At 61.3% G+C, this 24,233-nt stretch carries 26 protein-coding genes; 17 read left to right on the forward strand and 9 right to left on the reverse strand.

The genetic code is table 11. The features are described from left to right. Nucleotides 1–30: 30 nt before the first annotated feature. From V7Q10_RS05475 to V7Q10_RS05485, 3 genes are read left to right on the forward strand one after another with little or no spacing between them, the layout of a single operon-like run. On the forward strand, nucleotides 31–1,155 hold the full coding sequence (locus V7Q10_RS05475) for a glycosyltransferase family 61 protein (protein ID WP_333868049.1): 1,125 nt from the start codon (nucleotides 31–33) through the stop codon (nucleotides 1,153–1,155). Beyond that, nucleotides 1,152–2,072: a hypothetical protein gene (locus V7Q10_RS05480; RefSeq protein WP_333868050.1), complete on the forward strand. Its 921-nt coding sequence runs from the start codon at nucleotides 1,152–1,154 to the stop codon at nucleotides 2,070–2,072. Before V7Q10_RS05475 ends, V7Q10_RS05480 begins: the two co-directional genes overlap by 4 nt. A gap of 36 nt (nucleotides 2,073–2,108) precedes the next feature. Then, entirely contained in the window at nucleotides 2,109–2,987 is an 879-nt protein-coding gene (locus tag V7Q10_RS05485; protein WP_333868051.1) for a glycosyltransferase family 2 protein, read from the forward strand. Between the two features lie 65 nt (nucleotides 2,988–3,052). Here the strand turns inward: V7Q10_RS05485 and V7Q10_RS05490 are convergent, their stop codons facing one another. Both V7Q10_RS05490 and V7Q10_RS05495 read right to left on the reverse strand, forming a co-directional pair. After that, nucleotides 3,053–3,970, reverse strand: coding sequence for a 2-hydroxyacid dehydrogenase (locus tag V7Q10_RS05490; RefSeq protein ID WP_333868052.1), 918 nt, complete (start codon nucleotides 3,968–3,970; stop codon nucleotides 3,053–3,055). Further along, nucleotides 3,967–4,917 (reverse strand): LysR substrate-binding domain-containing protein, encoded by a 951-nt coding sequence (locus tag V7Q10_RS05495; protein WP_333868053.1) that lies wholly within the window; start codon nucleotides 4,915–4,917, stop codon nucleotides 3,967–3,969. Before V7Q10_RS05495 ends, V7Q10_RS05490 begins: the two co-directional genes overlap by 4 nt. A gap of 204 nt (nucleotides 4,918–5,121) precedes the next feature. Between V7Q10_RS05495 and V7Q10_RS05500 the strand changes: the two genes are divergently transcribed. Beyond that, entirely contained in the window at nucleotides 5,122–5,928 is an 807-nt protein-coding gene (locus V7Q10_RS05500) for a hypothetical protein (RefSeq protein WP_333868054.1), read from the forward strand. Here the strand turns inward: V7Q10_RS05500 and V7Q10_RS05505 are convergent. The 4 genes from V7Q10_RS05505 to V7Q10_RS05520 all read right to left on the reverse strand — a co-directional run bounded on the left by V7Q10_RS05505 (nucleotide 5,925) and on the right by V7Q10_RS05520 (nucleotide 10,330). Beyond that, nucleotides 5,925–6,611: a D-lyxose/D-mannose family sugar isomerase gene (locus V7Q10_RS05505; protein ID WP_333868055.1), complete on the reverse strand. Its 687-nt coding sequence runs from the start codon at nucleotides 6,609–6,611 to the stop codon at nucleotides 5,925–5,927. The two genes, V7Q10_RS05500 and V7Q10_RS05505, sit on opposite strands and share 4 nt — an antisense overlap. Before the next feature lie 110 nt (nucleotides 6,612–6,721). Beyond that, nucleotides 6,722–7,774 carry a substrate-binding domain-containing protein gene (locus V7Q10_RS05510; RefSeq protein WP_333868056.1) on the reverse strand — a complete coding sequence of 351 codons (1,053 nt, stop codon included), beginning with the start codon at nucleotides 7,772–7,774 and terminating at the stop codon, nucleotides 6,722–6,724. 25 nt (nucleotides 7,775–7,799) lie between these two features. Beyond that, on the reverse strand, nucleotides 7,800–8,822 hold the full coding sequence (locus tag V7Q10_RS05515) for an ABC transporter permease (protein ID WP_333868057.1): 1,023 nt from the start codon (nucleotides 8,820–8,822) through the stop codon (nucleotides 7,800–7,802). A gap of 11 nt (nucleotides 8,823–8,833) precedes the next feature. Then, nucleotides 8,834–10,330 carry a sugar ABC transporter ATP-binding protein gene (locus V7Q10_RS05520; RefSeq protein WP_333868058.1) on the reverse strand — a complete coding sequence of 499 codons (1,497 nt, stop codon included), beginning with the start codon at nucleotides 10,328–10,330 and terminating at the stop codon, nucleotides 8,834–8,836. A 185-nt stretch (nucleotides 10,331–10,515) separates the two neighbouring features. Between V7Q10_RS05520 and V7Q10_RS05525 the strand changes: the two genes are divergently transcribed. After that, the gene (locus tag V7Q10_RS05525; protein WP_333868059.1) at nucleotides 10,516–10,938 is read left to right on the forward strand and encodes a GlcG/HbpS family heme-binding protein; all 423 of its coding nucleotides are present in this window, start codon (nucleotides 10,516–10,518) and stop codon (nucleotides 10,936–10,938) included. Here the strand turns inward: V7Q10_RS05525 and V7Q10_RS05530 are convergent. Both V7Q10_RS05530 and V7Q10_RS05535 read right to left on the reverse strand, forming a co-directional pair. Then, a complete protein-coding gene (locus tag V7Q10_RS05530) occupies nucleotides 10,935–11,966 on the reverse strand; it encodes an L-idonate 5-dehydrogenase (protein ID WP_333868060.1) in 1,032 nt (343 codons plus the stop codon). The genes V7Q10_RS05525 and V7Q10_RS05530 overlap by 4 nt on opposite strands. Beyond that, nucleotides 11,967–12,914, reverse strand: coding sequence for a 2-hydroxyacid dehydrogenase (locus V7Q10_RS05535; RefSeq protein WP_333868061.1), 948 nt, complete (start codon nucleotides 12,912–12,914; stop codon nucleotides 11,967–11,969). A gap of 109 nt (nucleotides 12,915–13,023) precedes the next feature. On the opposite strand from V7Q10_RS05535, the gene V7Q10_RS05540 reads away from it, so the two are divergent. Genes V7Q10_RS05540 through V7Q10_RS05560 form a run of 5 tightly spaced genes read left to right on the forward strand, consistent with a single transcriptional unit; the run spans nucleotide 13,024 to nucleotide 16,553 of the window. After that, nucleotides 13,024–13,791, forward strand: coding sequence for an SDR family oxidoreductase (locus V7Q10_RS05540; RefSeq protein WP_333868062.1), 768 nt, complete (start codon nucleotides 13,024–13,026; stop codon nucleotides 13,789–13,791). Beyond that, nucleotides 13,788–14,270, forward strand: coding sequence for a gluconokinase (locus V7Q10_RS05545; RefSeq protein WP_333868063.1), 483 nt, complete (start codon nucleotides 13,788–13,790; stop codon nucleotides 14,268–14,270). The genes V7Q10_RS05540 and V7Q10_RS05545 overlap by 4 nt, the downstream gene beginning before the upstream one ends. Further along, on the forward strand, nucleotides 14,267–15,154 hold the full coding sequence (locus V7Q10_RS05550; protein ID WP_333868064.1) for an NAD(P)-dependent oxidoreductase: 888 nt from the start codon (nucleotides 14,267–14,269) through the stop codon (nucleotides 15,152–15,154). The genes V7Q10_RS05545 and V7Q10_RS05550 overlap by 4 nt, the downstream gene beginning before the upstream one ends. Then, nucleotides 15,151–15,483, forward strand: a complete 333-nt coding sequence (locus V7Q10_RS05555; RefSeq protein WP_333868065.1) for a hypothetical protein — start codon at nucleotides 15,151–15,153, stop codon at nucleotides 15,481–15,483. Before V7Q10_RS05550 ends, V7Q10_RS05555 begins: the two co-directional genes overlap by 4 nt. Nucleotides 15,484–15,539: 56 nt before the next feature. Beyond that, the gene (locus V7Q10_RS05560) at nucleotides 15,540–16,553 is read left to right on the forward strand and encodes a LacI family DNA-binding transcriptional regulator (RefSeq protein WP_333868066.1); all 1,014 of its coding nucleotides are present in this window, start codon (nucleotides 15,540–15,542) and stop codon (nucleotides 16,551–16,553) included. A 4-nt stretch (nucleotides 16,554–16,557) separates the two neighbouring features. On the opposite strand, the gene V7Q10_RS05565 is transcribed toward V7Q10_RS05560, so the two are convergent. Beyond that, nucleotides 16,558–17,427, reverse strand: a complete 870-nt coding sequence (locus V7Q10_RS05565; protein WP_333868067.1) for a glycosyltransferase family 2 protein — start codon at nucleotides 17,425–17,427, stop codon at nucleotides 16,558–16,560. A gap of 133 nt (nucleotides 17,428–17,560) precedes the next feature. Here V7Q10_RS05565 and miaB point away from each other — a divergent pair, with 133 nt between their 5' ends. The 7 genes from miaB to lnt all read left to right on the forward strand — a co-directional run bounded on the left by miaB (nucleotide 17,561) and on the right by lnt (nucleotide 24,229). After that, nucleotides 17,561–18,874, forward strand: coding sequence for a tRNA (N6-isopentenyl adenosine(37)-C2)-methylthiotransferase MiaB (miaB, locus tag V7Q10_RS05570; RefSeq protein ID WP_333868068.1), 1,314 nt, complete (start codon nucleotides 17,561–17,563; stop codon nucleotides 18,872–18,874). Nucleotides 18,875–19,060: 186 nt separating this feature from the next. Beyond that, complete coding sequence (locus tag V7Q10_RS05575; RefSeq protein ID WP_333868069.1) at nucleotides 19,061–19,654, forward strand: OmpA family protein; 594 nt, start codon at nucleotides 19,061–19,063, stop codon at nucleotides 19,652–19,654. 5 nt (nucleotides 19,655–19,659) lie between these two features. Beyond that, nucleotides 19,660–20,007: a hypothetical protein gene (locus V7Q10_RS05580; RefSeq protein WP_333868070.1), complete on the forward strand. Its 348-nt coding sequence runs from the start codon at nucleotides 19,660–19,662 to the stop codon at nucleotides 20,005–20,007. 182 nt (nucleotides 20,008–20,189) lie between these two features. Beyond that, nucleotides 20,190–21,209: a PhoH family protein gene (locus V7Q10_RS05585; protein ID WP_333868071.1), complete on the forward strand. Its 1,020-nt coding sequence runs from the start codon at nucleotides 20,190–20,192 to the stop codon at nucleotides 21,207–21,209. A 129-nt stretch (nucleotides 21,210–21,338) separates the two neighbouring features. Further along, on the forward strand, nucleotides 21,339–21,839 hold the full coding sequence (ybeY, locus tag V7Q10_RS05590) for an rRNA maturation RNase YbeY (protein ID WP_333868072.1): 501 nt from the start codon (nucleotides 21,339–21,341) through the stop codon (nucleotides 21,837–21,839). A 40-nt stretch (nucleotides 21,840–21,879) separates the two neighbouring features. After that, entirely contained in the window at nucleotides 21,880–22,785 is a 906-nt protein-coding gene (locus tag V7Q10_RS05595; RefSeq protein ID WP_333868073.1) for a hemolysin family protein, read from the forward strand. A gap of 7 nt (nucleotides 22,786–22,792) precedes the next feature. Beyond that, the gene (gene lnt / locus V7Q10_RS05600) at nucleotides 22,793–24,229 is read left to right on the forward strand and encodes an apolipoprotein N-acyltransferase (RefSeq protein WP_333868074.1); all 1,437 of its coding nucleotides are present in this window, start codon (nucleotides 22,793–22,795) and stop codon (nucleotides 24,227–24,229) included. Nucleotides 24,230–24,233 lie beyond the last annotated feature (4 nt).

The following is a 24,233-nucleotide window of genomic DNA, read 5'->3' on the forward strand; positions in this document are numbered from 1 at the left end:
CCGTTGCAGACAAAATGGACCAACCTGCCGATGTCGCAAGATCTTGCGGGCTTGCAAGAGGTGTTGCTGGTGCCTTGGGGGCAAAATGAGGTCAAGGGTGCCAAACGCGCTGCGGGGCTTTTTGATGCACAGGGGCAGTTTTTGCCCAGCGGCGACTGCCTGCGCTGGGCCAATGCGCCGGTGACGGTCGAACCCGAGATTGACCCAAGCGCCCCGCTTACCCGGCTGGAGGGGCGCTATCTTTATGGCGGCATGCTTTACGGCCATTTCGGACATTTTCTGTGTGAAAGCACGGCACGGCTTTGGGCATTGGCGCGCGATCAGGGCTTTGACGGCGTGGTCTGGTTGCCCAAGGTGCGACTGGGCCATGCAGCAAAGCTGGTCAAACCCTATCACAGCTTTTTTGCCGCCCTGGGCTTTGAGCGCATTGGCCTGTTTGCGCCACAAACCAATACGGTGATTGAAAGCCTGGTTATCCCCGAACAGGGGTTTGGCATCGGCGATCTGTCCTCGGGGCGGCCCGAATATCGCGATTTCATGCGCAAGCATCTGGGGGCCAACCTTGCGGCAGAAGGGGCGGAAAAGCTCTATATCTCGCGCGCGCGCCTGCCGGGAAAGCGCGGCTCGGTGCTGCTGGAACACCTGATAGAGGCGCGGCTGGAGGCCGAGGGCTATACGGTTTTTCATCCGCAAGATCATAGCCTTGCCGAGCAAATTGCCCAGTATAAGGCCGCGCGCCAGATTGTGGCGCTGGATGGCTCGGCGCTGCATCTGGCGGCGATGGTGATGCATCCCGCCTGCAAAGTTGCCATCATCAACCGCGGCCCTTCGCAGAATATCGACGACTATCTGCGCCAGTTCGAAGCCTTTACCGGGGCGGTGCCGACGCGGATTGATGCGGTGAAATCATATTGGTTTTACGAAGGCCGCCGGGTGGTGAAACGCGAAACCCACGCGCTGCTGGATTTTCCGGCGCTGGGGCGCGCGCTTGCCGCTGCAGGCTTTCGCTCCGCCACCGCCTGGCGCGCGCCCACCGCAGCCCAGATCGCCGCCGAAGTGGCCCTGCGCGAAGCCCGCGCCGAAATGCGCCTGACCCGATACGAGGTGTCAGACCAAGCCGAAGAGGCCGAAGCAGACCTGGGGGCAGCCCGATGAAAAAAGGCGACCTCAGCTTTGTCTTCGTGATCGAAGGGCCAAGGCTGCAAACCCAAAGCCTGCTGCTGGCCGACAGCCTGCGCCGCCATCATCCTTTGGCCGAGATTATCGCCTATTGTCCGGCAGGCTGTGATTTCCCGCCGGAAATTGCGGCGGTGTTACAGGCCTGCGCCGTGTCCTGTCGCCCGCTTGCGGTGCCGCAGGGGCTTTGGGCGGCGCCCTATCCGCACGGCAATAAGATCCTTGCGCTGGCCCAGCCGCGCGAGACGCGGTTTTCGATGTTTCTAGACACCGATATGGCAGCGATTGCGCCGATCGACCCCGATGATTTGCCTGGCGCGATGCAGGTCTCGGTGGTGCCCGAAGGCATTGCAAGCTGGGGCAAGGATCTGGCCCGCTGGGAAGTGGCGCATAGGTTTTTCGATCTGCCGATGCCAAGCGAGCGAATTCACTTACTGCGCGGCCGCAAGCGCGCGTTTTTGCCCTATTTCAACGCCGGCATGGTGGCGATCCGCGAGGAAGACCGCGTGCAAGGTTTAGGCTTTGGCGCTTTGTGGCGCAACACCGCCAGCGCCTTTGATTTTGGCGCAAAGGTCGGCGGCAAGCGGCCGTGGCTGGATCAGATCACCCTGCCGCTCACCATGCGCCGCTTTGGTTTTGCCCATAAAATCGTGGACGAGCGTAACAATTGTTCGATCTCGAATGACCGCAGGCTTGATGGGTTGAACCCTGCAATTTTGCACTATCACCGCTCGGGATTTTTGCGCAATTGGCCAGACTATGGCGATCTGATCAGCGCCATGCTTGACCGGCTGCCGCAACATCGCGCCGCCCTGAGCAATTGGCTGACCCAAGGCGGCTATTTGGGCGATCCGCAGCCAGAACCTGATGCGGCAGAGGGCGAAGACCATGGCTGACACAAGCGTGCACATGCGTGCCAAGGCTGGGCTCTGATGGGCTTTGTTGTCGCGGCGATTGTCAACGAACCAAGCGCGGTGCTAGAGCGATTTGTCAGCTGGTATTTGCGCCAAGGCGCGGATCGGGTGGCGCTGTATTTCGACGACCCTGCGCATCCCGATATAGCCCGCTTTGCCGCTCTGCCCTACGTCACCGTTACACCCTGCACGGCAGAGTTTTGGGCCAGCCTTGGGCTATCGGCCGAGGTCCGCTTTACGCTGCGGCAAAATGCTGCGCTGACCCATGCCTATCGCGCTCAGACCGAGGGCTGGCTGTTGAATGTCGATGCCGACGAGCTGATGTATGCAGCGGGCAAAACTTTGGCGGCGTGGTTGGCCACGCAAACCGAGCCGCAGAGCCTCCGCATCGCCAGCGCCGAACAGATCCACACCGCAGGCCCCCAGCAGCTGTTTCGCCTGCAAATCGCCAAGGCCGAGGTCAATGAGATTTATGGCGCCGAGTCCGATCTGTTTCGCCGCCGCTATGGCTTGATCGGTCATGCCGATGGCAAGTCTTTTCACCGCGCGGGGCGCAGCGATCTGCGGCTGCGCCAGCATTGGGCCGAGGATGCCAGCGGCGCCGAAGTGATCGGCACAAGGCTCTTTGCCCGCGATGGGGTGCATCTGTTGCACTATATGGCGCCCAATTACGCCGCATGGCGGAACAAGCTGGATTGGCGGTTAAACGCGCATGGCTTCCCCGCCCCGATCAAAGAACGTCTGCGCGCCTGTCAGGCCAGTGCCGACCCAGAGGCAGGCTTTCGTGCCCTGTTTGATCTGTTACACGCCCCCGACCCCAAGCAGATTGCGGCGCTTGAAGCCATTGGCGGGATTTTGCGCCTGCCTGCGGATTTTGGAGCCCCGCAGACAGGCTAAATCGGCCATGTTACACCGTTACAGTCGCAGCCTGTTACGGCGTTACACCCCGAAACGCTATCACGTTACAGCGTTACAGCTGTCAGCAGTGGCTGGCCGGAAAAATGCGCGGCAAGGTTGTCGCGCTGCAATTGCCCCATCGCGCGACGGGTGGCCTCGGTGGCTGAACCTTGGTGCGGTTGCAGCAAGACATTGGCCAGCGGCTTGAACCGCGGGTTGATGGCGGGTTCGCCCTCAAACACATCCAGCGCAGCCCCTGCGATCTGATTGGTCTCGAGCGCAGTCAGCAAGGCGTCTTCGTCGATATTGGCCGCACGCGAGATATTGATCAGCATGCCATTCGGCCCGAGGGCGCGCAGCACCTCGGCGTTGACGATATGGCGGGTTTCGGCATTGGCCAGCGTGACCACAAACAGAAAATCCACATGCGCGGCCAAAGCCACGGGATCGGGGATATAGGTATAGGAAACCGGCTTTTCGCTGCGCGCAGAATAGGCGATCTGCATGTCAAAGCCTTCCAGACGGCGCGCGATTTCGCTGCCAATCCGGCCCAGCCCCAAAATCCCCGCCTTGGCGCCAAAAAAGCGGCGTTGCAGCGGGAAATTCGCCGCCTCCCAAGCGCCCGAGCGGGCATGGGCATCGGCAGCAGGCACCGCACGGCTGAGGCCAAGCGCCATTGCCAGCGCCAGATCGGCGCAATCGCCGTCCAGCACCCCGGGGGTATTGGTGACACTGACACCACGCGCCTTGCACAGGCTAAGATTGATTGCATCATAGCCCACGCCATTGACCGCAATCAGCTCGAGCTTGGGGCAGGCCTGAATAATCGCATCGGAAACGCCTGCGCCGCCGGTGGTGGCAATGGCGCGGATCTCGCTGAGGTCTGGCGCAGCGCTCAGGTGATGCACATGGTAGGCCGCGTCGAGCGGGGTTTGATCCCATTCGGCATAGGGGCTGATTTGCAAGATATCCGGTTTGGTCATAGCGTTCCCTTGGGTTGGGCGTGAATTTCCGCGGCAAAGCGCGCCGCAACAGGCGGCAAAATCGCCCCTGTGCGGGTGATAAGTCCGAAGGCCGCAACCTCGATGCCAAGGTCGATGGCCAGCGCACGGTAGGGCGCATCAGCGGCAGAGGCAAAGCACTCGGCGACAGTGCGCGCCAAGGGCGCGATGCTGTCAGAATGCTGCAACAGCGCAAAGATCATCAAAAAGCTGTCCGTCGCCAGCACCTGTTTCGGGCTGGGCAGGCCGTGGGCGCGCAGGCGTTCCAGCACGGTACGGGTCAGGATCGCAGCGGGCGGCGGCATCACCCAATCATAGGCAGACAGATCGGCGGGCAAAAGCTTGGGTTTGCTTATCAAAGGATGGCTGCTGCGCACCACAAGGCTGACCGGCTCTGTCGCAATCGGTGTGATGTCAAACAGCGCACGGCTGGGGCCTTCGGGCAGGCGACCAATCGCAAAATCCAGATTTCCCGCCAAAAGCTGCTCGCACAGCTGCTCCGAGCCTGCGATCTTGACCTCGGCAGAAATGCGTGGCGCATGCAGGCAGACTTCGCGCAGCGCCGGCAGCACACGGCCAATCGCAGGCCCCGTGACAGAGCCGATGCGCACATGGCCGGTCTCGCCCGCCGCCACCTCGGCGATATCGCGGGCGGCATCGCGCAATTCGGTCTGAATGCGTTGCGCGCGCAGGGCCAAAGCCTCGCCCACCGGCGTCAGCACCATACCACGCCCCGTGCGCAGATGCACCGGCGCACCGACGATCCGCTCGACCTCGGCCAAAAGCCGCGAGGCCGCAGGCTGGGCGATGCTCATCCGGTCCGCAGCCTGCCCGATCTGCCCCGTCTCGGCCAAAGCCGCAAGCAGGCGCAGGTGGCTGAGTTTCAGTCCCCGATGGGCAAGCGTAGCGCTGTGCTGCGCAAGATGCATATCATTTCAGCCATAAATTACCTGCTTTGCATGTTCTAACCACAGGCGTGCAGATTGCAACTGGGACTGAAGCAGGTAGCGATTTTTAAACCCAAAGCCCCGAGGCAGACGCGGGCTGTTGCCGCTGGTGCCCGCACGCGCGGCGTGGCATTCTGCCCCCTGCCCCCTGCCCACAGTCTTATGGGCGCAATGCAAGGACAGACCATGCCCGCAGCCCCAGCCGATTCCGCGCTTTACCGCGATCTTTTTGCCGATCTGGACAGCGCGCGGCTGTTTTCGGATGCCGCCGAGCTGCGCGCGATGCTGCTGGTTGCGGGGGCTTTGGCGCGTGTGCAGGGCGATTTGGGGCTGATCCCCTTGCAGGCCGCGGGCTTTATTGAACGCAGCGCACGCGAAGTGCAGCTTGACCCATCGGCCATGGCAGCCGAGACAGCCAAGCTTGGCGATCCGGTTCCGGCCTTTCTGGCCGCCTTTCGCAAGGCAGCAGAGGCGCCCGATCTGATGCACTACCTGCATTGGAACGCGCAAAATCACGATCTGCACGCCACCGCTCAGGCGCTGCGGCTGCGGCGGGTGATGGATCTGTGGCAAGCGCGGCTAGAGGTGCTGATCGCGCAGGGCATCAAAGGGCTGCGCGCGCATCAGACCGCGCTGAGTGCCCTGCGCCCTGCGGTCGAGGTGGTCAGGCTTTCGGGCGATAACGCCGATCTGGCGGCGGCTTTGGCGGCGGCCTTGGGCTTGCAAGCCCCCAGCGCAGAGGCGCGCGGTTTGGCAGCGCTTGCCGCTTGGATGGCGGGGGTTTGTGGCTGTTTGGCCGATGATCTGGCCGGCCGCGCCCCGCTGTTGCGCGCGCTTTCGCGGCAGGTGACGGCGCTTTCGGCGCTGATCACCGAGCCTGCGCAAACCGCCAGCGAAGCGCGCTTTGCTGAATGGCTGGCGCTGGCGCAACTTGCCATCTCGACCGGGCGTGCCTTGGCGCTTGCGGTCGAAATCGCAGCGCCGCAGCCTTAGCCAAGCCAAGCCGCGTAATCGCTGACCAAAAGATGGGTCGGGGCGACATCTTCCTCGATCTCGGCAAAGCGCCCGATCGGTTCACGAAAGATATTGTCGGTCTCGTCATCATTGACCGTCGAGACCTCGCCGATCAGCACATCGCCGCCCTCGCCCCAAAACGCATGCCAATCGCCCGGCATCAGGGTGACGGATTCACCCGGCGCAAGTTTCAGCTTGTCGCCCGCAGCATAGGGCCGCGCGATGCCGTCGCAAAGCACCACGCCGCCGCGATCAGGCGCGCAGTGGCCGATGTCGTCCGAGCCAAACAGCTCGACCACCAAGGTCGCCCCGCCTCGGTTGATGATGTCTTCGGCCTTGATTGCATGGGTGTGCATCGGCGAGAGTTGATCTTGCCGCGAAATCAACAGCTTTTCGGCATAGCACATGCCCCCGCCGCGTTGCAGATCCGACAACAGCCCATTGCGCAGGGTGAACAAAAACAAGCCCATCTGATCAAAGCGGCCTTGGCCGTAATCGGTGATATCCCAACCACAGCGCCCCGAAATCACCCGCGCCGCAGCGGGCGCATTGGCTTTGAACTGATCGGGCGACCAATTGGCAAAGGGCGGCAGCACAAAGCCGTAGTGATGGATCAAATCCTCGGCTGCGGCCATGATCTCGTTGATTTTGGACCGTTTCATTGCTGTGCCCCCCTTGGCTGATTTTACCGCAGCAAAGCGGTTTTTGGCCGCGATAGCAAGGGAGGCAAAGCGAGCGCGCGGGCGCTTTTGATCAAGCGCCCGCAGCCAGATTACATCTTGCCCCAGATCTTGGCATAGGCCTCACGGTAGCCGTTTTGCGGATCAAAGGCATTGCTGTCGCCCATCGCCTTGAGCCCCTCTTCGGTGACAAGTGCGGGCGCTGTGACATAGCCCGAGCAAGCTGCCCCCGAGACCGCGCGGTTCATCTCGTCAACCAACTGCCAGCCTTGCAGGTTCAGCGGTTCGGCCACGGTCACGGCCTGATATTGGCCGGTGCGAATGCGCTGGAAGGCGGCTTCCGAGCCATCGCCCGCAGAGCCTGCCTTTGGATTGGCCTTACCATCGATGCCAGCCGCCGCCAAAGCAGGGCCCATAAAGTCGAAATACAGGTCATTGATCGCCAGCGAATGCGTCCATTTCGCGCCGTATTTCTGCAAAAGGCTGGTGGTCAGCGGACCCATCCGCGTCGAGGTTTCCGCAATCGGGGTGTCGACATATTCCAGCACGGTGCCGCCGGCCGCTTCGATGTCTTTCTTCATGCGGTCGGCTTTGTCGATGGCGATCTGATAGGTGGAATCGGTAAAGATCACCACGCCTGCGTCTTTGCCGCCATCCTCCATCGCCCAATTGGCCGCCACATCTGAGACTTGCATCGCATCGGTCGAGACATTGGCAAAAATGCCGCCGGGGGCATCACAGCCGATTTTTGGGCCCGAGTGCCAAGACACCATCGGAATTTTTGCGGCAACCACGCCTTCAAGGGCTGCTTGCTGTTCGGTGGCGTCAAAGCCGTTGATGATGATGCCATCGGGCATAAGCGCCATCGCCTGACCAAAGGCCGCCGTGCGCCCCTGCACCGAGCCTGCGCCATCGAGCACCCGCACCGTCCAGCCGATTTTGGCCGCAGCCTCTTCAACGCCCGTGGTCACGCCCAAAATGCCGCCGTTTTTCATATCGGCCGCCAGCACGACGACGGTTTTGCCCTCGGCAGCGGTGGGGCCAGAGCTGGGGCCGTCAAAGGCGCTGTCGGCAAAGGCAGGCAGGCCAAGCCCTGCGATCATGGTGCTTGCCATAAGGGCTTTTAGAAAGATCCGTTTTTGCATGTGTCGTCCTCCCGTTTGATGATGATTACTTGCGCGCGGCGCCTTTTTTGCGTTGCGCGTATCCTGCGATGCCGATTGCGATCAGCAGCGTAGAGCCGTTGAACAGCGGCTCGACCCAGAACGAACCGCCGAATTGTTGAATGCCCGAGATGCCAACCGCCAGAATGGTCACCCCGATGATGGTGCCCCAGACGTTGACCCGCCCCGGCTTGATGGTGGTCGAGCCCAGAAACGCTCCAACCAAGGCGGGCAGCAGAAACTCCAGCCCCACCGAGGCCTGACCGATGCGCAGCTTTGACGCCAGCAACACCCCCGCGAGGCCCGAAAGCGTGCCCGAGGCGACAAAGGCCGCGACAACGAATTTGCGGGTGGGAATGCCGTTCAGCTCGGCCGCCTTTTGGTTGGCACCGATGGCGTAAAGATACCGCCCAACGGGGGTGAATTCCAACACCAGCCACATCACAAGGCTGATCACCATGACGTAATAGGCGGTGATTGGCAGGCCAAAAACGAACTTGCCGCTGAGTTGATAGAACGAAGGATCCAGCGCGCCCACCACCTGCCGCCCACCCGAATGCCACAGCGCAATCGCATAAAGCACCGTGCCCGTGCCCAGCGTGGCGATAAAGGCGTCGATCTTGGCGACCTCGACCAAGATGCCATTGGCCACGCCCACAAGCGCGCCAAGGGCGATCACAATCACCACCGCCAAGGGCCAGGGCAGGCCGTAGTTGACTTGAAAAGAAATCGCCAAAATATGCCATAAAACAATGCCGTAACCGACCGTCAGATCAATCCGCCCCGCCACCATCGGGATCATCGCAGCAAGCGACAGCAGGGCGATGATCGCTTTATCCGACAAGATCGCGCGCAGGTTCAGCAGGGTCGGAAAGGTATTCGGCAGCAAGACCGAAAACAGCACGATCAAAAAAGCTGTCAGGATCACAAGCCCGTAAACCGGTGCCAATCGCAGCAAGCGATGCGGCAAAGATTGCCCCGCCAATTCGTCCTTGGTGGGTTCCAGCGCATCTGATTGGATCGAGTTCATGGCCTATCCCGTTATGCGGCCTGATCGCCCGCCGAAGCGGCTTGGATCAGGGTTTCTGTCGAAAGTGCCGCACCCGACAGCTCGGCCACCACTTGGCCCCGGCTGAACACCACGGCGCGGTGGCAAATATTGGCGATTTCCTCGAAATCGGTCGAGACCACCAGCACCCCCATGCCCGAGGCAAGCGCTTGGAACAGCAGATGATAAATCTGCGCCTTGGCCCCCACATCGACGCCAGCGGTCGGGTCTTCGGCGATCAGCAAGCGCCGTCCGGTGTCCAGCCAGCGGCCCACCACCACCTTTTGTTGGTTGCCCCCCGAAAGCGCCTCGATGGCAAGGCTGGGGTCATTGGGCTGCAAGCCCAGCTGCGCGCCAAGGCGCTGCGCATGGCCAGCTTCGGTTTTGGCGGTCATGAACGACCACAGCCGCCGCCCGGTGGCCGAAGGGTTCAAAAAGGCATTCTCGCGGATACTCAGCGCAGGGGCCACCGATTCCACCACGCGGTCGCGCGCGACAAAGCCGATGCCGGCGGCCATAGCCCTGCGCGCCGAGGTCAGATCAGGCGCCTGACCATCCAGCAAGATCGTGCCCGAATGTGGTTCCAAACCAAAGAGCGCGCGGCCAATCTCTTCGTGGCCTGCCCCACGCAGCCCGACCAGCCCCACCATCTCGCCGCGACGGATGGTCAGATCAATCGGGCCAGCCTTGCGGGTCGCCAGCGCGGTTGCGGACAAAAGCTTGGGGCCTTGCTGCACAGCGGGGCGGTCAATCTCGCGGGTTTTGCGCCCGACGATCAGATCGACAAGGTCTTCGGCCGTGGTTTGCGCAGTGTCGCGCGCGCCCACCATTTGGCCATCGCGCAACACCGCCACGCGGTCGGAAATCTGAAACACCTCGTCCAAGCGGTGCGAGACATAGATCATCCCAACACCCTTGGCCTTCAGCGGCCGCAGCGCTGCAAACAGCCGTTCCACCTCATCGGCAGGCAGGCTGGCGGTGGGTTCATCCAGCACCAGAAAATCACATTCCACCGCCAAAGCGCGGGCGATCGCTACCAGCGATTTTTCGGTGCGCGTCAGGCTTGAGACCCGGGCCGTTGGTTCAAAATCTGCCTCGACAAGCGCAAGCGCTGCGCGCGCCCGCGCCTCGGTTGCAGGCCAGTCGATCCTTCCGCCGCGCTTGGGGTAGCCCACCGCAAGCGCGATGTTTTCGGCCACACTCATCCATTCGATCAGCCCAAGGTCTTGGTGAATAAAGGCCACCGCCTGTTTGGCCGCCAGCTTGCCGCTGATGTGTTTATAGGGCGCGCCATCGACCAGAACCTGACCACTGTCTGGCGCATAAATACCGCCCAAGGTTTTGATTAGGGTTGATTTTCCAGCACCATTCTCGCCCAAAAGCGCGACAATCTCGCCCCGACGCACCTGCAAGGACACCCCGCGCAGCGCCCGCGTGCCGCCAAAGGATTTGACGATTGCGTCAAACACCAATCCTTCTTGCTGCGCCATTATCCCCCCCGCCTTGACGATTGCACCCCTCCTCGGGCGCATCATCCTTTGATCACATTTGCGGCAATGAGACTCTGAGTCAAGAAAAAAGTTATCGATAACATTTATCGTGATGCGCCGCCAAACTCTGGCGTTGTGGCAGGGCCTTGCATCGCCTAGGGTGACGCCAAATCAAAGGAGAGACCATGACGTTTTTTGCCAACACCCTGCGCCTAACCCATAGCGCCACCTTGCAGATGCTGACCGCTGCCGTGGCGAAAGCCGAAGCCATGGGCCAGCCGCAATGTATCGTGATTGTCGATGCAAGCGGTGAAGTTTTGGGCAAAATTCGCATGACAGGCGCAAAGTTTCTGAGCCTGCGCTCGGCCTTTGCCAAGGCGCAGACCGCAGCCTCGATCGGCGCACCGACAGAAAACGTGCCCGAAATCATGCGCCCCGCGCTTAGTCTTGCCACTCAGGGCGGCATCACTTGGTTGAAGGGCGGCTTGCCCATTCGCATCAAGGGCGAATTGGTCGGCGGCATCGGCATCGGATCGGGCACCGGCGATCAGGATTACGAGGTGGCGCTTGCCGCTTTGGCGGCGATTGGCGCGGATCTGCCCGCCTAGTCAAACACGATCTGCGCTTTCATCGCGCGGCTGCGGTCGCCTGCGGTTTGAAAGGCTTGCAGCGCCTGCGACAGCGGGAATGTCTGGGTGATAAAGGGCTTGACGTCGATCAAGCCCTTTTGCATCAGACTGACCCCGGTGGCGAATTCTTCGTGAAAGCGGAAGGATCCGCGCAAGCTCAATTCCTTGGCCGTCATCGCCTGCACCGGCAGCGTCATATCGCCGCCAAGCCCCAGCTGAATGATCACGCCGCCCGGCCGCATCGCCGGAATTGCTGCGATCAGCGCAGGGGCCGCCCCCGAGCATTCATAAAGCACATCAAAGCGGCCCTTGTCTTGGGTATAGGCGGCCAAAGCCTCGGGCACTTGCGCGGTGTTGAGGGTAACATCGGCCCCCGCTTGCCGCGCAAGGCCCAAGGTGAAATCCGAAAGATCGGTGGCGGCGATAAAATCCGCACCTGCGCGGCGCGCCGCAAGGATGCACAAAATCCCAATCGGGCCGCAGCCGGTGACCAGCACCGATTTGCCAAGCAGCGGCCCCGCGCGGCGGGTGGCATGCAGGCAGACCGCCAGCGGCTCGGCCATCGCCGCCTCGCCCGCCGTTAGCCCATCGGCTGGCACGCATTGGCTGGCATCGGCCACCAAGACCTGCCGAAACGCGCCCTGAATATGCGGAAAAGGCATGGCCGAGCCGTAAAAGCGCATATTCAGGCAGTGGTTGAACATCGCCTTTTGGCAATAGCTGCACTGATGGCATGGCCGCGAGGGCGAAACCGCCACCAATTGCCCCAGCGCCAACCCCGTCACCCCCTGCCCCAGCGCGGTGATATGGCCCGAAACCTCGTGGCCCAGCACCATCGGTTCGCGCAAGCGGATCGCGCCAAAGCCGCCGTGGTTGAAGTAATGCAGATCCGAGCCGCAAATCCCCCCCGTGGCCAGCCGAATTTCGACTTGGCCCGCACCAAGGGGTTCGGGCGCGGTTTCTTCGATCCGCAGGTCTTTTGCGGCATGGATGACGATAGATTTCATTCAGATCACCAAACTTGGCAGGGGCTGGCCTGCAAAATGCGCGCTTAGGTTTTGGCGCAGCAACGCGCCCATGCCCTGACGGGTCTCATAGGTGCCAGAGCCGTGATGCGGCTGCAAGAAGGCTTGCGGCAGCGCCTTAAAGCGCGGGTTCAGCGCGGGTTCGCCCTCGAACACATCAAGGGCGGCGGCGCGCAGGGCGCCAGTTTCCAGCGCGTCCAGAAGTGCGGTCTCATCAACATTGGCGGCGCGGCTGACGTTGATCAACATGCCCTGCGGGCCAAGCGCCTTGATCACCGCAGCATTGACGATATGGCGGGTTTCGGCACTGGCGGCGAGGGTGACAAACAGAAAGTCGACCTCTTGCGCCAGCGCCACAGGGTCTTGGATAAAGGCCCAATCGGCGGGCACCTCTTTGCGGCTTTGGCTGGAATAGGCGATCTGCATATCGAAACCCGCCAGCCGTTTGGCCACCGCATGGCCAATCCGGCCCAGCCCCAAGACCCCCGCGCGCCGCCCCCAGACCCGGCTTTGCAGCGGATAGCCGCCCTTGGCCACCCAATCGCCCGAGCGCGCCCAAACCTCGGCCGCAAGCATGCCGCGCGTCTGCGCCAGCATCATCGCCACCGCCAGATCGGCGACATCATTGGTCAGCACATCGGGGGTGTTGGTCACCCGAATGCCGCGCGCGCGGCAAGCCGCCAGATCAACCGCATCATAGCCCACCCCGTAAACCGAGATCAGTTCAAGCTGTGGACAGGCCGCGATGATCTGCGCCGAGGCCCCCAATTCGCCCCGCGTGGCAATGGCGCGAATGCGCGGGCCAACCTGAGCCAGAAAGGCAGGCTTATCAGCGGCCTCGAAATAGCGATGCACCTGAAAGGCCGCCTCGAGCGGAATTTGGTCCCAATCAGGATAGGCGCCCATTTGCAGGAGATCTGGTTTTGACATATTTGACTTTCCAAGGCGGGCTTTATGGTTGACCTAGAGTCGCAGCTGCTACATGTTATCGATAACATAGCCGATTCATTTTCCCCCTGTCGAGCCTAAAAGGATGACCATGAGCCTAAGCTTATTTGACCTGACCGCAAAACGCGCCCTGATCACCGGATCGTCGCAGGGCATAGGCATGGCCTTGGCGCGCGGCATGGCCGCAGCAGGGGCCGAGATTGTGATGAATGGGCGGGATGCGGCCAAGCTGACAGCGGCGGCAAATGTCTTGCGCGGCGAAGGCTTTACCATCCACGAGCTGGTGTTTGACGTCACCGACCACAACGCTGTGCGCGCCGCTGTTGATGGCTTTGAGGCCGAGGCTGGCGCGATTGACATCTTGGTCAACAATGCCGGCATGCAGCATCGCGGCCCGCTGGAGGAATTTCCCGCCGATGCCTTCGAGCGGCTGTTACAGACCAATGTTGCTTCGGTGTTTCATGTCGGCCAAGCCTGCGCACGCCATATGATCGCGCGCGGCGCGGGCAAGATCGTCAATGTGGCCAGCGTGCAATCGGCCCTCGCCCGCCCCGGCATCGCGCCTTATACCGCCACCAAAGGTGCTGTGTCGAACCTGACCAAAGGCATGGCCACCGATTGGGCCAAATACGGGTTGCAATGCAATGCGCTGGCACCGGGCTATTTCCTGACGCCGCTGAACAAGGCGCTGAGCGACGATCCCGCCTTTACCGATTGGCTGTGCAAGCGCACCCCCGCAGGGCGTTGGGGCAATGTCGAAGAGCTGGTCGGGGCCTGCATCTTCCTGTCGTCGCAGGCCTCGTCCTTCGTCAATGGCACCACGCTTTACATTGACGGCGGCATCACGGTTTCGCTGTGACGCGCTATGTGGTGATGGGGGTTTCGGGCTGTGGCAAAAGCCGGATTGGTGCGGGGTTTGCGCAGGCGCAGGGCTTGCGCTTTGTCGATGGCGACGATCTGCACCCTGCTGCCAATATCGCCAAGATGCGCCGCGGCGCGCCGCTGACCGACGCCGATCGCGCGCCTTGGCTGGCGCAGGTTGGCGCGGTTCTGGCGCGTGACGGCACGGTTGTCGCCTGTTCGGCGCTGAAACGCGCCTACCGCGACCAGATCCGGCAGGCGGCGGCGGCCTCGGTGACGTTTCTATACCTGCGCGGCAGTCGCGCGGTTTTGCTGGCACGGATGCAGGCAAGGCCGAGGCATTTCATGCCGCCTTCGCTTTTGGACAGCCAGCTTGCAACGCTGGAAGAGCCCAGCTTGGATGAGACCTTTGTGATGGCTGATATTGACCAGCCCCCCGAAGCGATTATTGCCCAGTTTCAGGAGGCCTTGCGATGAGCCAGAAAATCGCCTTGATCGGTGCGGGTGCCATGGGCGGCGCGATTGGCGCGCGGCTGGTGCAGATGGGGCAAGATCTGACGGTCTATGATCTGGACGCCGAGAAGGTGGCAGCGCTTGTAAGCTTGGGCGCGACGGCCGCAAGCTCGGCGGCCATGGCGGCAGCGCAGGCCGATTTTGTGGTGATCAGCCTGAACGCGGCGCAGATTGTCGAGCGGGCCGTGTTTGGCCCGCAGGGCGTGGCCGAAGGCGCGAAGGCTGGCAGCTTGCTGATTGATATGTCCTCGATTGACCCCGATGCCACCAAGGCGCTGGCGGCCAAAGCCGCAGCGCTTGGTCTGCGCTGGGTGGACAGCCCGCTGTCAGGCGGCGCGCCCAAGGTGGCACTGGGGCAATTGACCCTGATGGTGGGGGGGGCCGCGCAGGATGTGGCCGAGGCGCAGCAGATCTTGCAGCATCTGGCCAGCAATTACACCCATATGGGGCCCGTTGGCGCAGGCCAGACCACCAAGCTGATCAATCAGGTGCTTTGTGGATTGAACTTCATGGCAGTGGCCGAAGCGACGCAGCTGGCGCTTGCCGCAGGCGTGGATGCGGCAAAAATCCCGCAAGCGCTGCGCGGCGGGCGGGCCGACAGCGCGATCTTGCAAGAATATATGCCGCGCTTTGCGACGAAGGATTATCGCCGCACAGGCCGGATAGATAATATGGTCAAAGACCTGAATGCCGCGCAAGATTTGGCACGGCGCAGCAACACATCAATGCCGCTGACCGCCGTTTGCGCCGAGATCCACCGCATGCTGACCGCCGCCGGTTTGGGCGGCGAAGATCAAGCCGCACTGATGGAATATTTCACCGGACCAAATAAGGATTTGTTCGAATGATCACCCGATTTGCTTTGTTTGAGGGCCAATTAAAGCCGGGCACCACCGAGGCCTTTCGCGCCGCCGTCACCGCGCAGCTTGTGCCTTTGTGGCGGCAATTTCCCGGCAATACCGATGTGCGTGTCAGCTTTGGCTGCGAACGTGACGAAGGCGCGCCGGAATTTCCGCTGATGCTGGCGATCAGCTACCCCGACCGCGCTGCGCTGGACCAAGCGCTGACCAGCCCGTTTCGCGCCCAATCGCGCGATGTCACGGCCCAAATCGTGGCGCAGTATTTCGAGGGCCGCATCCATCATCATGTCACCGAGGCCCAAGAATACAAAGGCTAGTCAGCATGGACAGCGCCGCGCAAAGCTGACAAGCAGCGCGGCGAAAGCGGGGAAAGATGCAGCAAAGCGCGAAAACCATGAAGGATGTGGCCCAAGCGGCGGGGGTGTCGGTGATGACCGTCAGCCGCGCCTTTAAGGCTGATCGCTCGGTTTCCGACAGCACGCGCGAGCGCATTCGCCAGATTGCCGATGATCTGGGCTATGTCTTTGACAGCACTGCCGCCAATCTGCGCACCCAAAAAACCAGCTTTGTTGCGGTGACGATTCCGTCGATTAACAATGCCAACTTTGCCGATACGGTGGGGGCGCTGTCTGATCGGCTGGCCGAGGCGGGGATGCAGGTGCTGCTGGGCTATAGCGGCTATAGTGTGGCCAAAGAAGAAGAGCTGATCGAGCAACTGCTGCGCAGGCGGCCCGAGGCGATTGTGGTCACAGGCGGGCGGCACAGCCCGCGCAGCCGCAAGATGCTGGCCAATGCGGGCATTCCAGTGATTGAAACCTGGGACCTGCCCGAAGCTCCGCTGGGTCATGTGGTGGGCTTTTCCAATGCCGATACCATGGCTGCAATGGTCGATCACCTTGCCGCGCGCGGCATGCAGCGGATCGGCTTTATCGGCGGCGATACCGATGGCGACACCCGCGGCGCGGACCGCCGGCGCGGCTTTATCGCGGCGATGCAGCGCCACGGCTTGGCCACTGACCGGCTGATTGGCGCAGGCCGCCCGCCGATCTCGATGCGCGAGGGGGCGGCGGCAATGGGGCAACTTCTGGACAGTCTGCCCGACACCCAAGCGGTGGTTTGCGTCTCGGACCTATCGGCCTTTGGGGCGCTGACCGAATGCCAGCGCCGCGGCATCAAAGTGCCCGAGCAGATCGCGATTGCAGGCTTTGGGGCCTATGAAATCGCAGGGATTTCGCATCCGACCATCACCACCATCGACCCGCGCCCGCGCCTGATTGGGCTAGAGGCCGCAAACCTGATCCTGACCTTGCTGGACCCAAAGCGCGCAGCACTTGCGCCCAAGACCGTCAAGATCGACTGGCAGCTTTGCGCCGCCCAAACCACCTAAAGTGTCAGAACCACTGCCCCGGCTCCATCAGCCCCAGATCCATCAGCTGTTGGCTGTGCCATTCAAACGGAATGGAATTGTGCCAGCGGAAATTATGAATATCAAAGCGCGAACCTGCATTGGTGCGCAGGGCTTTGGCGGTGCGAAACGACACGATAGCGGTGGTTATGTTATGGTGCCAGGCGCAAGCATAGGTGTTGTATTCCTCGTCTGAAAAAGTGAAATCGGCGCGCAATTTCAGCCCGGGCTTGGCGCGAAACAGTGCGATGCGGTCGATCTTGCGTTTGGCAGGTGGGATATGCTCTTCAAAACGCCAACGCAGACCACCAAAAAAATCCAGCTGCCGCTCTTTGGGGTGATTGTGGTTGGCAGGGTCTGGACGCGCCAAAGCGTAATAGCCCGATTTGTCCAGACAGGCGCGCTCGAGCGAGACAGCATTCGGGGCTTCGGACAGATCATCGGCATAAAGATCAACCACATAAGACAGAAAAGCTTCGCGGCGCTCTTCAATCTGAAAGCTGATCATCTCGCGGATATTGCGGGTCTCGCAAAACGGAAAGAACAGATATTCGGCATTATAACAGTAATACATCCAGATGCCGGGCGCTGCCTCGATCAGGCGATTGACCGCCGAAAGCAGCGCCTGTTCGGCATGGACATCATAGCGAATACGGTGGATTTTTTCTTCGACCTCGGCGGGCAAATCAAAGATATCGGGCGACAGCAGCACCACCTCGGCAAAGCCTGCATTCAGATGGTGGCGCAGGGTGGTATCCAGCTCGATCTCGTCTTCGGCAAAGACAATGGCCAGCGGTCCCTTGGCAAGGGCCGGTTTCGACTGGCTTAAAAACGCCTCAAGCGAGGTATATTTCATCATGCGCCCTATTGGCCTTAACTCGTATCGCGCCAAAGTCCGCGAACTGCGGCCGCATTGCAAGCCCCAGACCGCGGCGACGTTGCGAAAGCCGCACTTATGGCGTAAGCGGGCGGCGACAATGAGGTGTGTTATGGCCGATCCGAAAAAGCTGTTCATCAAGACCTATGGTTGCCAGATGAACGTATATGACAGCGAGCGCATGGCCGAGGCGATGGGCGCGGATGGCTATGTCAGCGTCGATAGCGCCGAGGGTGCCGATATGGTGCTGATCAACACCTGCCATATTCGCGAAAAGGCTTCGGAAAAGCTTTACTCCGACCTTGGCCGCCTGCGCAAACTCAAGGCCGAAAACCCCGCGATGAAGATCGGCGTGGCCGGCTGCGTGGCCCAGGCCGAAGGCGCAGAGATTTTGCGCCGGATGCCTTTGGTGGATCTGGTGGTCGGGCCGCAGGCCTATCACCGCCTGCCCGAAATGGCGCGCGCGCCTGGGCAAAGCATCGACACCGATTTCCCGCTTGAAGATAAATTCGACGCCCTGCCCGAACGTAAGGCCCTGCGCGGCCCTGCGGCGTTTCTGACAGTGCAAGAAGGCTGCGACAAGTTTTGCGCCTTTTGCGTGGTGCCCTATACCCGCGGTGCCGAAGTCTCGCGCCCTGTCGAGCGGATCTTGACCGAGGCGCGCGGGCTGGTGGCGCGCGGGGTGCGCGACATCACTTTGCTGGGGCAGAATGTGAATGCCTATCACGGCATGATGCAGGATCAAGACTGGACGCTGGCGCGGTTGTTGCGCGAAATGGCGCAGATTGATGGGCTGGAGCGGCTGCGCTATACCACCTCGCATCCCAATGACATGGACGACGATCTAATTGCCGCCCATGGCGATTTGCCCAAGCTGATGCCCTATCTGCATCTGCCCGTGCAATCTGGATCTGACCGCATCTTGAAGGCGATGAACCGCAAACACAGCGCTGAAGATTACCTGCGGCTGATTGAACGCATTCGCGCCGCGCGGCCGGATATCTTGTTGTCGTCAGACTTCATCGTTGGCTTTCCCGGCGAGACCGAGGCTGAATTCGAGCAGACCCTGGATCTGATCCGCGCTGTTGGGTTTGGCATGGCCTATTCGTTCAAATACTCGGCCCGCCCCGGCACGCCTGCGGCCGAAAAGCCCGAATTGCCCGCAGACGTCTCGGACGCGCGCTTGCAGCGCTTGCAGGCCTTGCTGGGCGAGCAGCAGCGCGCCGCACAATCGGCCATGGTGGGGCGTGAGGTCGGGGTGCTTTACGAAAAGCCCGGACGGCAAGAGGGCCAGATGATTGGCAAATCCGATCATTTGCACGCGGTGCATGTCAACGACTCGACAGGGCAAATCGGCGATTTGGTGCGGGTGCGGATCACCGCCGCTGCATCGAATTCCTTGGCAGGAGAGCGGCTGCCAGCCTAGCCCTGCGCCGCGTTGTTTCCAAGATTGTGGGTAATGTAGCATATTTTGCCCCATTGGGGCGGATATTTACTACAATTGGTTATCAATTAACCTCAAACGTATATATTTTGCTTTACTTCAAGGTAGGCCAGCGGCAAACCTTCTGCTGAGTGTAGTTGTTTTCCTATGAGTAAGGGGCCTGCCGCCATGGAACGCATTTCCAGAGCAGTAAAACGAGGGATCGGAGGCGCGGCCTTGGCCGTGGGCCTGCTGACCGCCACAATATCCGCTGCTGACACATATGCTGCGAAAAACAGCGTGGCGGGTCCGGTGGTTGCTGGCAAGATTATCTGGGGCGCTTGGATCGACCCCGATGGCTGCATGCATTGGTGGGCCGATGGCGGCCTTGAAGGCTATATGCTGGATCGGGTTCATCCGACAACCGGCAAGCCCGTTTGCCTGAAGCGTAACACCTGCCTTGTGGAAAACACCGACCAAATGTTTGCCACCGACAGCGCCCAATTGACCGGCGAAGGGCGGCGTCGCTTGCAGAATTTCTTCACCAACTCGGGCGCCTTTGGCTATGCCGTCTACGGCCATACCGACAGTCGTGCCTCGGATGAATACAACATGAGGCTGTCGCAACGTCGCGCCGAAGCCGTGGCCCGCGTCGCCCGCTCGGTCGGGGCTGTGGTGGATCGTCAGATCGGCTTTGGCGAGCGCGAACCACGCGCCAGCAATGCTTCGGCCGAAGGCATGCGCCAGAATCGCCGCGTCGAAATCGTTTGCTATAGGTGGTAACGGATATGGTAAAGTTTCTAAGTCTTGCGGCAAGCCTATCGGTCGCCACGCTGATCTCGGGCTGTGTCGGTCTGACGCCTTATAAAGCGGGTCAAAATACCGTGATTGCGACAAATCAGGACACCGGATTTGACAAGTCAGGCTTGGCAAATGCCAAGGCCGCGATTGCCTATGATCCTGATGGCTGTCAGGGCTGGATCATCGACGATGGCGCCGAGGGCTATTCCGGTCGCCGGTTTGACCCTGCCTCCGGCCTGCCAGTGTGCAACAGCCTCTATCCGCCGGGAACCGTGCTGGGCAATTACACCTTTAGCGGTGGCGAAGCGCGCTCGGATTGGGTGCCAAAGCGCTAGATGCGCGCAAAAGGATAAGATCGGGCCGCAGTGCAAGCTGCGGCCTTTTTCTTTGCGCAATTCTTAGGCATGCAGGCAATTGTCACGGCTTTGACATGGCGCGGGGCCATCTTGGCCTTGCCAGAGCAAACTTATAGGCTCACACTATATCTAGACGTCACCTTCATTAAAAGGAGCAGCCTTTGGGCATCAGCGCGTTGACACCCCCGAGCAGACCCGAGGATATTGTGGAAACCACCTTGGAATTTCCCGACAATCGGCTTTTGATCAGCCTCTGTGGCGAATACGACCGCAACCTTGCGCAGATCGAGCATCAGATGGGGGTGAATGTGCTGCGCCGGGGCAATCGCTTGGCAGTGATTGGCGATTTGGGCGCGCGCGAGCAAGCCGCAGCGGTGCTGCGTGCGCTTTATGCGCGGCTGGAGGCCGGGCGCGATTTGGTGGCGGGCGATATCGACGGCGCCATCCGCATGGGCCAACCGATGCCAAATGTGATGCGCACTGACCCAGCCGAGCAGATCGAGATGTTCAATGGCGGCGATTTCGAGCTGCGCACCCGCAAGAAACCCATCGCGCCGCGCACCGAGGCGCAAAAGGCCTATGTCGCCAATCTGTTCGCCAATGAAATGGGCTTTGGCATTGGGCCTGCGGGCACCGGCAAGACCTATCTTGCCGTGGCGGTGGGGGTGACGATGATGATTTCCGGCGCGGTGGAAAAGATCATCCTGAGCCGTCCAGCTGTCGAAGCGGGCGAGCGTTTGGGGTTTTTGCCTGGCGATATGAAGGAAAAGATCGACCCCTATATGCAGCCGCTTTACGACGCGCTGAATGATTTTCTGCCGGCCAAGCAGTTGCAAAAACTGATGGAAGACAAGCGGATCGAGATTGCGCCCCTGGCCTTTATGCGCGGGCGGACCTTGTCAAACGCCTTTGTGGTGCTGGATGAGGCGCAAAACGCCACCACCATGCAGATGAAAATGTTCCTAACCCGCCTGGGCGAAGGCTCGCGTATGGTGATCACAGGCGACCGTACGCAGGTCGATTTGCCGCGCGGCACGGCTTCGGGCTTGGCGGATGCCGAGCGTATTCTGGCGGGGGTTAAGGGGGTATCGTTTAACTACTTCACCTCGAAGGATGTCGTGCGCCACCCGCTTGTGGCGCGGGTGATCGAGGCTTATGAGCGCGACGAGGCTAAAGGCTAGCGACGGGATTTGTGGCGGGCGACGCAGGGGGGCTTTGCCCCCCTCACGGCCTGCGGCCTCTCCCCCCAGGATATTTAGAGACAGATGAACGGGCTTGAGATGTGCGCTGCGGCACCATATGAGGCGGTGATGGAGCCATTTTTGGACATAGTGATTGAGGATGCGCGCTGGGAGGCACTTGGGCTTGCGGCCTTGGCGCAGCCTGCGGTGCTGGCGGCCTGTAGCGAGGTTGGGCTGGAGGTTGAAGGCTTTAGTCTTTGTCTGATGGGCTGCGATGACGCGCGGATCGCAGTTTTGAACGGCGACTTTCGCGGCAAGGCGGCGGCGACCAATGTGTTGAGCTGGCCATCAGAAGAGCGCGGGGCAGAGCTTGGCTGCGTGCCGGATTTGCCAGCGGCGGGCGAGATCGACGACCCTGAGCCTTTGGGCGATATTGCCATTGCCTATGACACCTGTGCGGCAGAAGCGGCGGCGGCGGGCAAGCCGATGCGTGATCATGTGCAGCATTTGGTTGTTCATGGATTTTTACATTTGCTGGGCTACGATCACATTGATGACGCAGATGCCACGGTGATGGAAGCAACTGAGGTGCGGATACTTGCGCGCTTGGGGCTTTCTGACCCATACTAGCGGGGCCCTCTGTGCGGGGGCGGTTTTGGAAAAAGGGCCGATGGGCAGTAGTAGTGACGGGTCTGGGGCTGCGCCGCGCGCGCAGCTTGGGACGGAGGAGGCCGAGGCCTCTCCACGCGGATTTTTCGGGCGGCTTTTAAGCGCCTTTCATGCAAGCGACAGCGCGCAAGCCGGGGCAGAGACCGGCAGTGCAGAACCCAAGGGTGTGATGTTGCCCGGCTTTGGCAATTTGCGCCGTTTGCGGGTGGATGATGTCGCCATTCCCAAGGTTGAGATTGCCGCCGTGCCTTTGGACATTGGCCGCGACGATTTGGTAGCGGCTTTCCGCGAGCATGGGTTTTCGCGTCTGCCGGTTTACAAGGGCACGCTGGATCATCCGCAGGGCTTGGTGCTGCTGAAGGATTTGGCTTTGCAGCATGGCTTTGGCACAGGTGCGCGGTTTTCGTTGAAAAAGCTGCTGCGGCCGGTGCTGTTTGCGCCGCCCTCGATGCCTGCCGCGATCTTGCTGCAAAAGATGCAGCGCGAGCGGGTGCATATGGCTTTGGTGATTGACGAATATGGTGGCGTTGATGGTTTGGTGACGATTGAGGATTTGATCGAGACCATCATCGGCCAGATTGAAGACGAGCATGACGAGGCCGAAGGCGCGCTGTGGAAAGAGGAAAAGCCAGGGATTTACCTTGCGGCCTCGACGGTGCCTTTGGCGGAGTTTGAGGCGGCCATTGGCTTGACGCTGCGCAATGGCGAGGATGACGAGGATATCGACACGCTGGGCGGCTTGGTGTTCTTGCGCACAGGGAGGGTGCCGGTGCGCGGCGAGATCGTGCCCCACGAATCGGGGGCCGAGTTCGAGGTGCTTGACGCTGATGCGCGCCGGATCAAGCGCTTGCGGGTGCGGTTGCCGGGGTCGGTGGTGCGGCCTGATCCTGCTGAAGTTGACGGCTAAGATGCCGATGTGGCGCTGGCGCGCGGCGGCGGCGGCTTTGGGCGCTTTGGCGGCTTTGGGTCAGGCGCCTTGGGGGCTTTGGGCGGTCAGCCTGCCAGCGTTGGCAGGGCTGATCGTGCTGGTGTCAGGGCCAGGCCGGCGCGAGGGTGCTTGGCGGGCGTGGTTCGGCGGGGCAGGCTATTTTGGGCTGGCGCTGAACTGGCTGGTGCAGCCTTTCATGGTGGATGCGGCGCGCGACGGATGGATGGCGCCCTTTGCGCTGCTGTTTATGGCCTTTGGTTTGGCGCTATTCTGGGCGCTGGCGGCTTTGGTGCCGGCGCGCAATCGGGCATTGGGGTTTGCGCTGACGCTGACGCTGGCGGAATTGGCGCGCGGCTATGTGCTAACCGGTTTTCCTTGGGCGCAGATTGGCCACATCTGGATTGACACACCCGTGGCGCAGGTGGCGGCTTGGGTCGGACCCTCGGGCTTGACGCTGCTGACGCTGCTGCTGGCTTACGGGCTGACGCGCGGGCGCGCGGCTTGGCGGGTGGCTTTGGGCTTGGCCACGGTTTGGGGCTTTGGGCTTTGGCTGCTGGCAGCACCAATGCCCGAGCCGCGGGCGATCACGCTGCGGCTGGTCCAGCCTGATGCCGCCCAGCAGACAAAATGGGATCCAGATCTGGCACAGCAGTTCTTTGACAGATTGCTAGCCTATACGGCGGTGAAACCTGCGCCGGATCTGGTGATCTGGCCCGAAACTGCCCTGCCCTATCTGATCGAGCGACACCCCGAGATTGCCCAGATCATCGCCGAGGCCGCCGATGGCGCAACGGTGGCGCTGGGATTGCAGCGCAGTGAGGGCGCGCAGGGCTGGAATTCGCTGCGGGTGATTGGCGCAGATGGCAGCACTCTGGCCAATTACGACAAATTCCATTTGGTCCCCTTTGGCGAATATATTCCCTTTGGCGATGCGCTTTTTGCTTGGGCCAATATCTCGGCCTTTGCCTCGGCCAGCGGCAATGGCTATATGGCAGGCCCCGGGCCACAGGTGATCGACCTTGGCGCTTTGGGCAAAATGCAGCCACTGATCTGCTATGAGGCGGTGTTCCCACAAGATCTGCGCGGCGCGGGGCGGGCGGATTGGCTGTTGCAGATCACCAATGATGCGTGGTTCGGGGTCTGGAGCGGGCCATTTCAGCACGCAGCCCAAGCGCGTTTGCGCGCCATCGAGCAGGGTTTGCCGATGGTGCGGGTGGCCAATACCGGAGTGACGGCAGTTTATGATGCGCGCGGGCGGGTGACGGCAAGCCTGACCTTTGGCATCGCCAGCTATCTGGATGTGGCACTGCCAAGCCCCTTGCCTGCCACAATTTACGCACAATTTGGTGAAATTCCTGTCTTACTGTTGCTTGGTGGCCTGTTTGGGCTGCTGTATCTAAGACGCACCCTCGCTCGGGCTTGACCTT

It is taken from the genome of Cypionkella sp. (genome assembly GCF_036782355.1).
Taxonomy (GTDB): Bacteria; Pseudomonadota; Alphaproteobacteria; order Rhodobacterales; family Rhodobacteraceae; genus Cypionkella.

What these genes read in the sequence shown, in the direction of transcription:
- V7Q10_RS05475 (WP_333868049.1), top strand. Translation starts at nt 31, where the DNA reads ATGTCGCAAGATCTTGCGGGCTTGCAAGAGGTGTTGCTGGTGCCTTGG.
- V7Q10_RS05480 (WP_333868050.1), top strand. Translation starts at nt 1,152, where the DNA reads ATGAAAAAAGGCGACCTCAGCTTTGTCTTCGTGATCGAAGGGCCAAGG.
- V7Q10_RS05485 (WP_333868051.1), top strand. Translation starts at nt 2,109, where the DNA reads ATGGGCTTTGTTGTCGCGGCGATTGTCAACGAACCAAGCGCGGTGCTA.
- V7Q10_RS05490 (WP_333868052.1), bottom strand. Translation starts at nt 3,970, where the DNA reads ATGACCAAACCGGATATCTTGCAAATCAGCCCCTATGCCGAATGGGAT.
- V7Q10_RS05495 (WP_333868053.1), bottom strand. Translation starts at nt 4,917, where the DNA reads ATGCATCTTGCGCAGCACAGCGCTACGCTTGCCCATCGGGGACTGAAA.
- V7Q10_RS05500 (WP_333868054.1), top strand. Translation starts at nt 5,122, where the DNA reads ATGCCCGCAGCCCCAGCCGATTCCGCGCTTTACCGCGATCTTTTTGCC.
- V7Q10_RS05505 (WP_333868055.1), bottom strand. Translation starts at nt 6,611, where the DNA reads ATGAAACGGTCCAAAATCAACGAGATCATGGCCGCAGCCGAGGATTTG.
- V7Q10_RS05510 (WP_333868056.1), bottom strand. Translation starts at nt 7,774, where the DNA reads ATGCAAAAACGGATCTTTCTAAAAGCCCTTATGGCAAGCACCATGATC.
- V7Q10_RS05515 (WP_333868057.1), bottom strand. Translation starts at nt 8,822, where the DNA reads ATGAACTCGATCCAATCAGATGCGCTGGAACCCACCAAGGACGAATTG.
- V7Q10_RS05520 (WP_333868058.1), bottom strand. Translation starts at nt 10,330, where the DNA reads ATGGCGCAGCAAGAAGGATTGGTGTTTGACGCAATCGTCAAATCCTTT.
- V7Q10_RS05525 (WP_333868059.1), top strand. Translation starts at nt 10,516, where the DNA reads ATGACGTTTTTTGCCAACACCCTGCGCCTAACCCATAGCGCCACCTTG.
- V7Q10_RS05530 (WP_333868060.1), bottom strand. Translation starts at nt 11,966, where the DNA reads ATGAAATCTATCGTCATCCATGCCGCAAAAGACCTGCGGATCGAAGAA.
- V7Q10_RS05535 (WP_333868061.1), bottom strand. Translation starts at nt 12,914, where the DNA reads ATGTCAAAACCAGATCTCCTGCAAATGGGCGCCTATCCTGATTGGGAC.
- V7Q10_RS05540 (WP_333868062.1), top strand. Translation starts at nt 13,024, where the DNA reads ATGAGCCTAAGCTTATTTGACCTGACCGCAAAACGCGCCCTGATCACC.
- V7Q10_RS05550 (WP_333868064.1), top strand. Translation starts at nt 14,267, where the DNA reads ATGAGCCAGAAAATCGCCTTGATCGGTGCGGGTGCCATGGGCGGCGCG.
- V7Q10_RS05555 (WP_333868065.1), top strand. Translation starts at nt 15,151, where the DNA reads ATGATCACCCGATTTGCTTTGTTTGAGGGCCAATTAAAGCCGGGCACC.
- V7Q10_RS05560 (WP_333868066.1), top strand. Translation starts at nt 15,540, where the DNA reads ATGCAGCAAAGCGCGAAAACCATGAAGGATGTGGCCCAAGCGGCGGGG.
- V7Q10_RS05565 (WP_333868067.1), bottom strand. Translation starts at nt 17,427, where the DNA reads ATGAAATATACCTCGCTTGAGGCGTTTTTAAGCCAGTCGAAACCGGCC.
- miaB (WP_333868068.1), top strand. Translation starts at nt 17,561, where the DNA reads ATGGCCGATCCGAAAAAGCTGTTCATCAAGACCTATGGTTGCCAGATG.
- V7Q10_RS05575 (WP_333868069.1), top strand. Translation starts at nt 19,061, where the DNA reads ATGGAACGCATTTCCAGAGCAGTAAAACGAGGGATCGGAGGCGCGGCC.
- V7Q10_RS05580 (WP_333868070.1), top strand. Translation starts at nt 19,660, where the DNA reads ATGGTAAAGTTTCTAAGTCTTGCGGCAAGCCTATCGGTCGCCACGCTG.
- ybeY (WP_333868072.1), top strand. Translation starts at nt 21,339, where the DNA reads ATGGAGCCATTTTTGGACATAGTGATTGAGGATGCGCGCTGGGAGGCA.
- V7Q10_RS05595 (WP_333868073.1), top strand. Translation starts at nt 21,880, where the DNA reads ATGGGCAGTAGTAGTGACGGGTCTGGGGCTGCGCCGCGCGCGCAGCTT.
- lnt (WP_333868074.1), top strand. Translation starts at nt 22,793, where the DNA reads ATGTGGCGCTGGCGCGCGGCGGCGGCGGCTTTGGGCGCTTTGGCGGCT.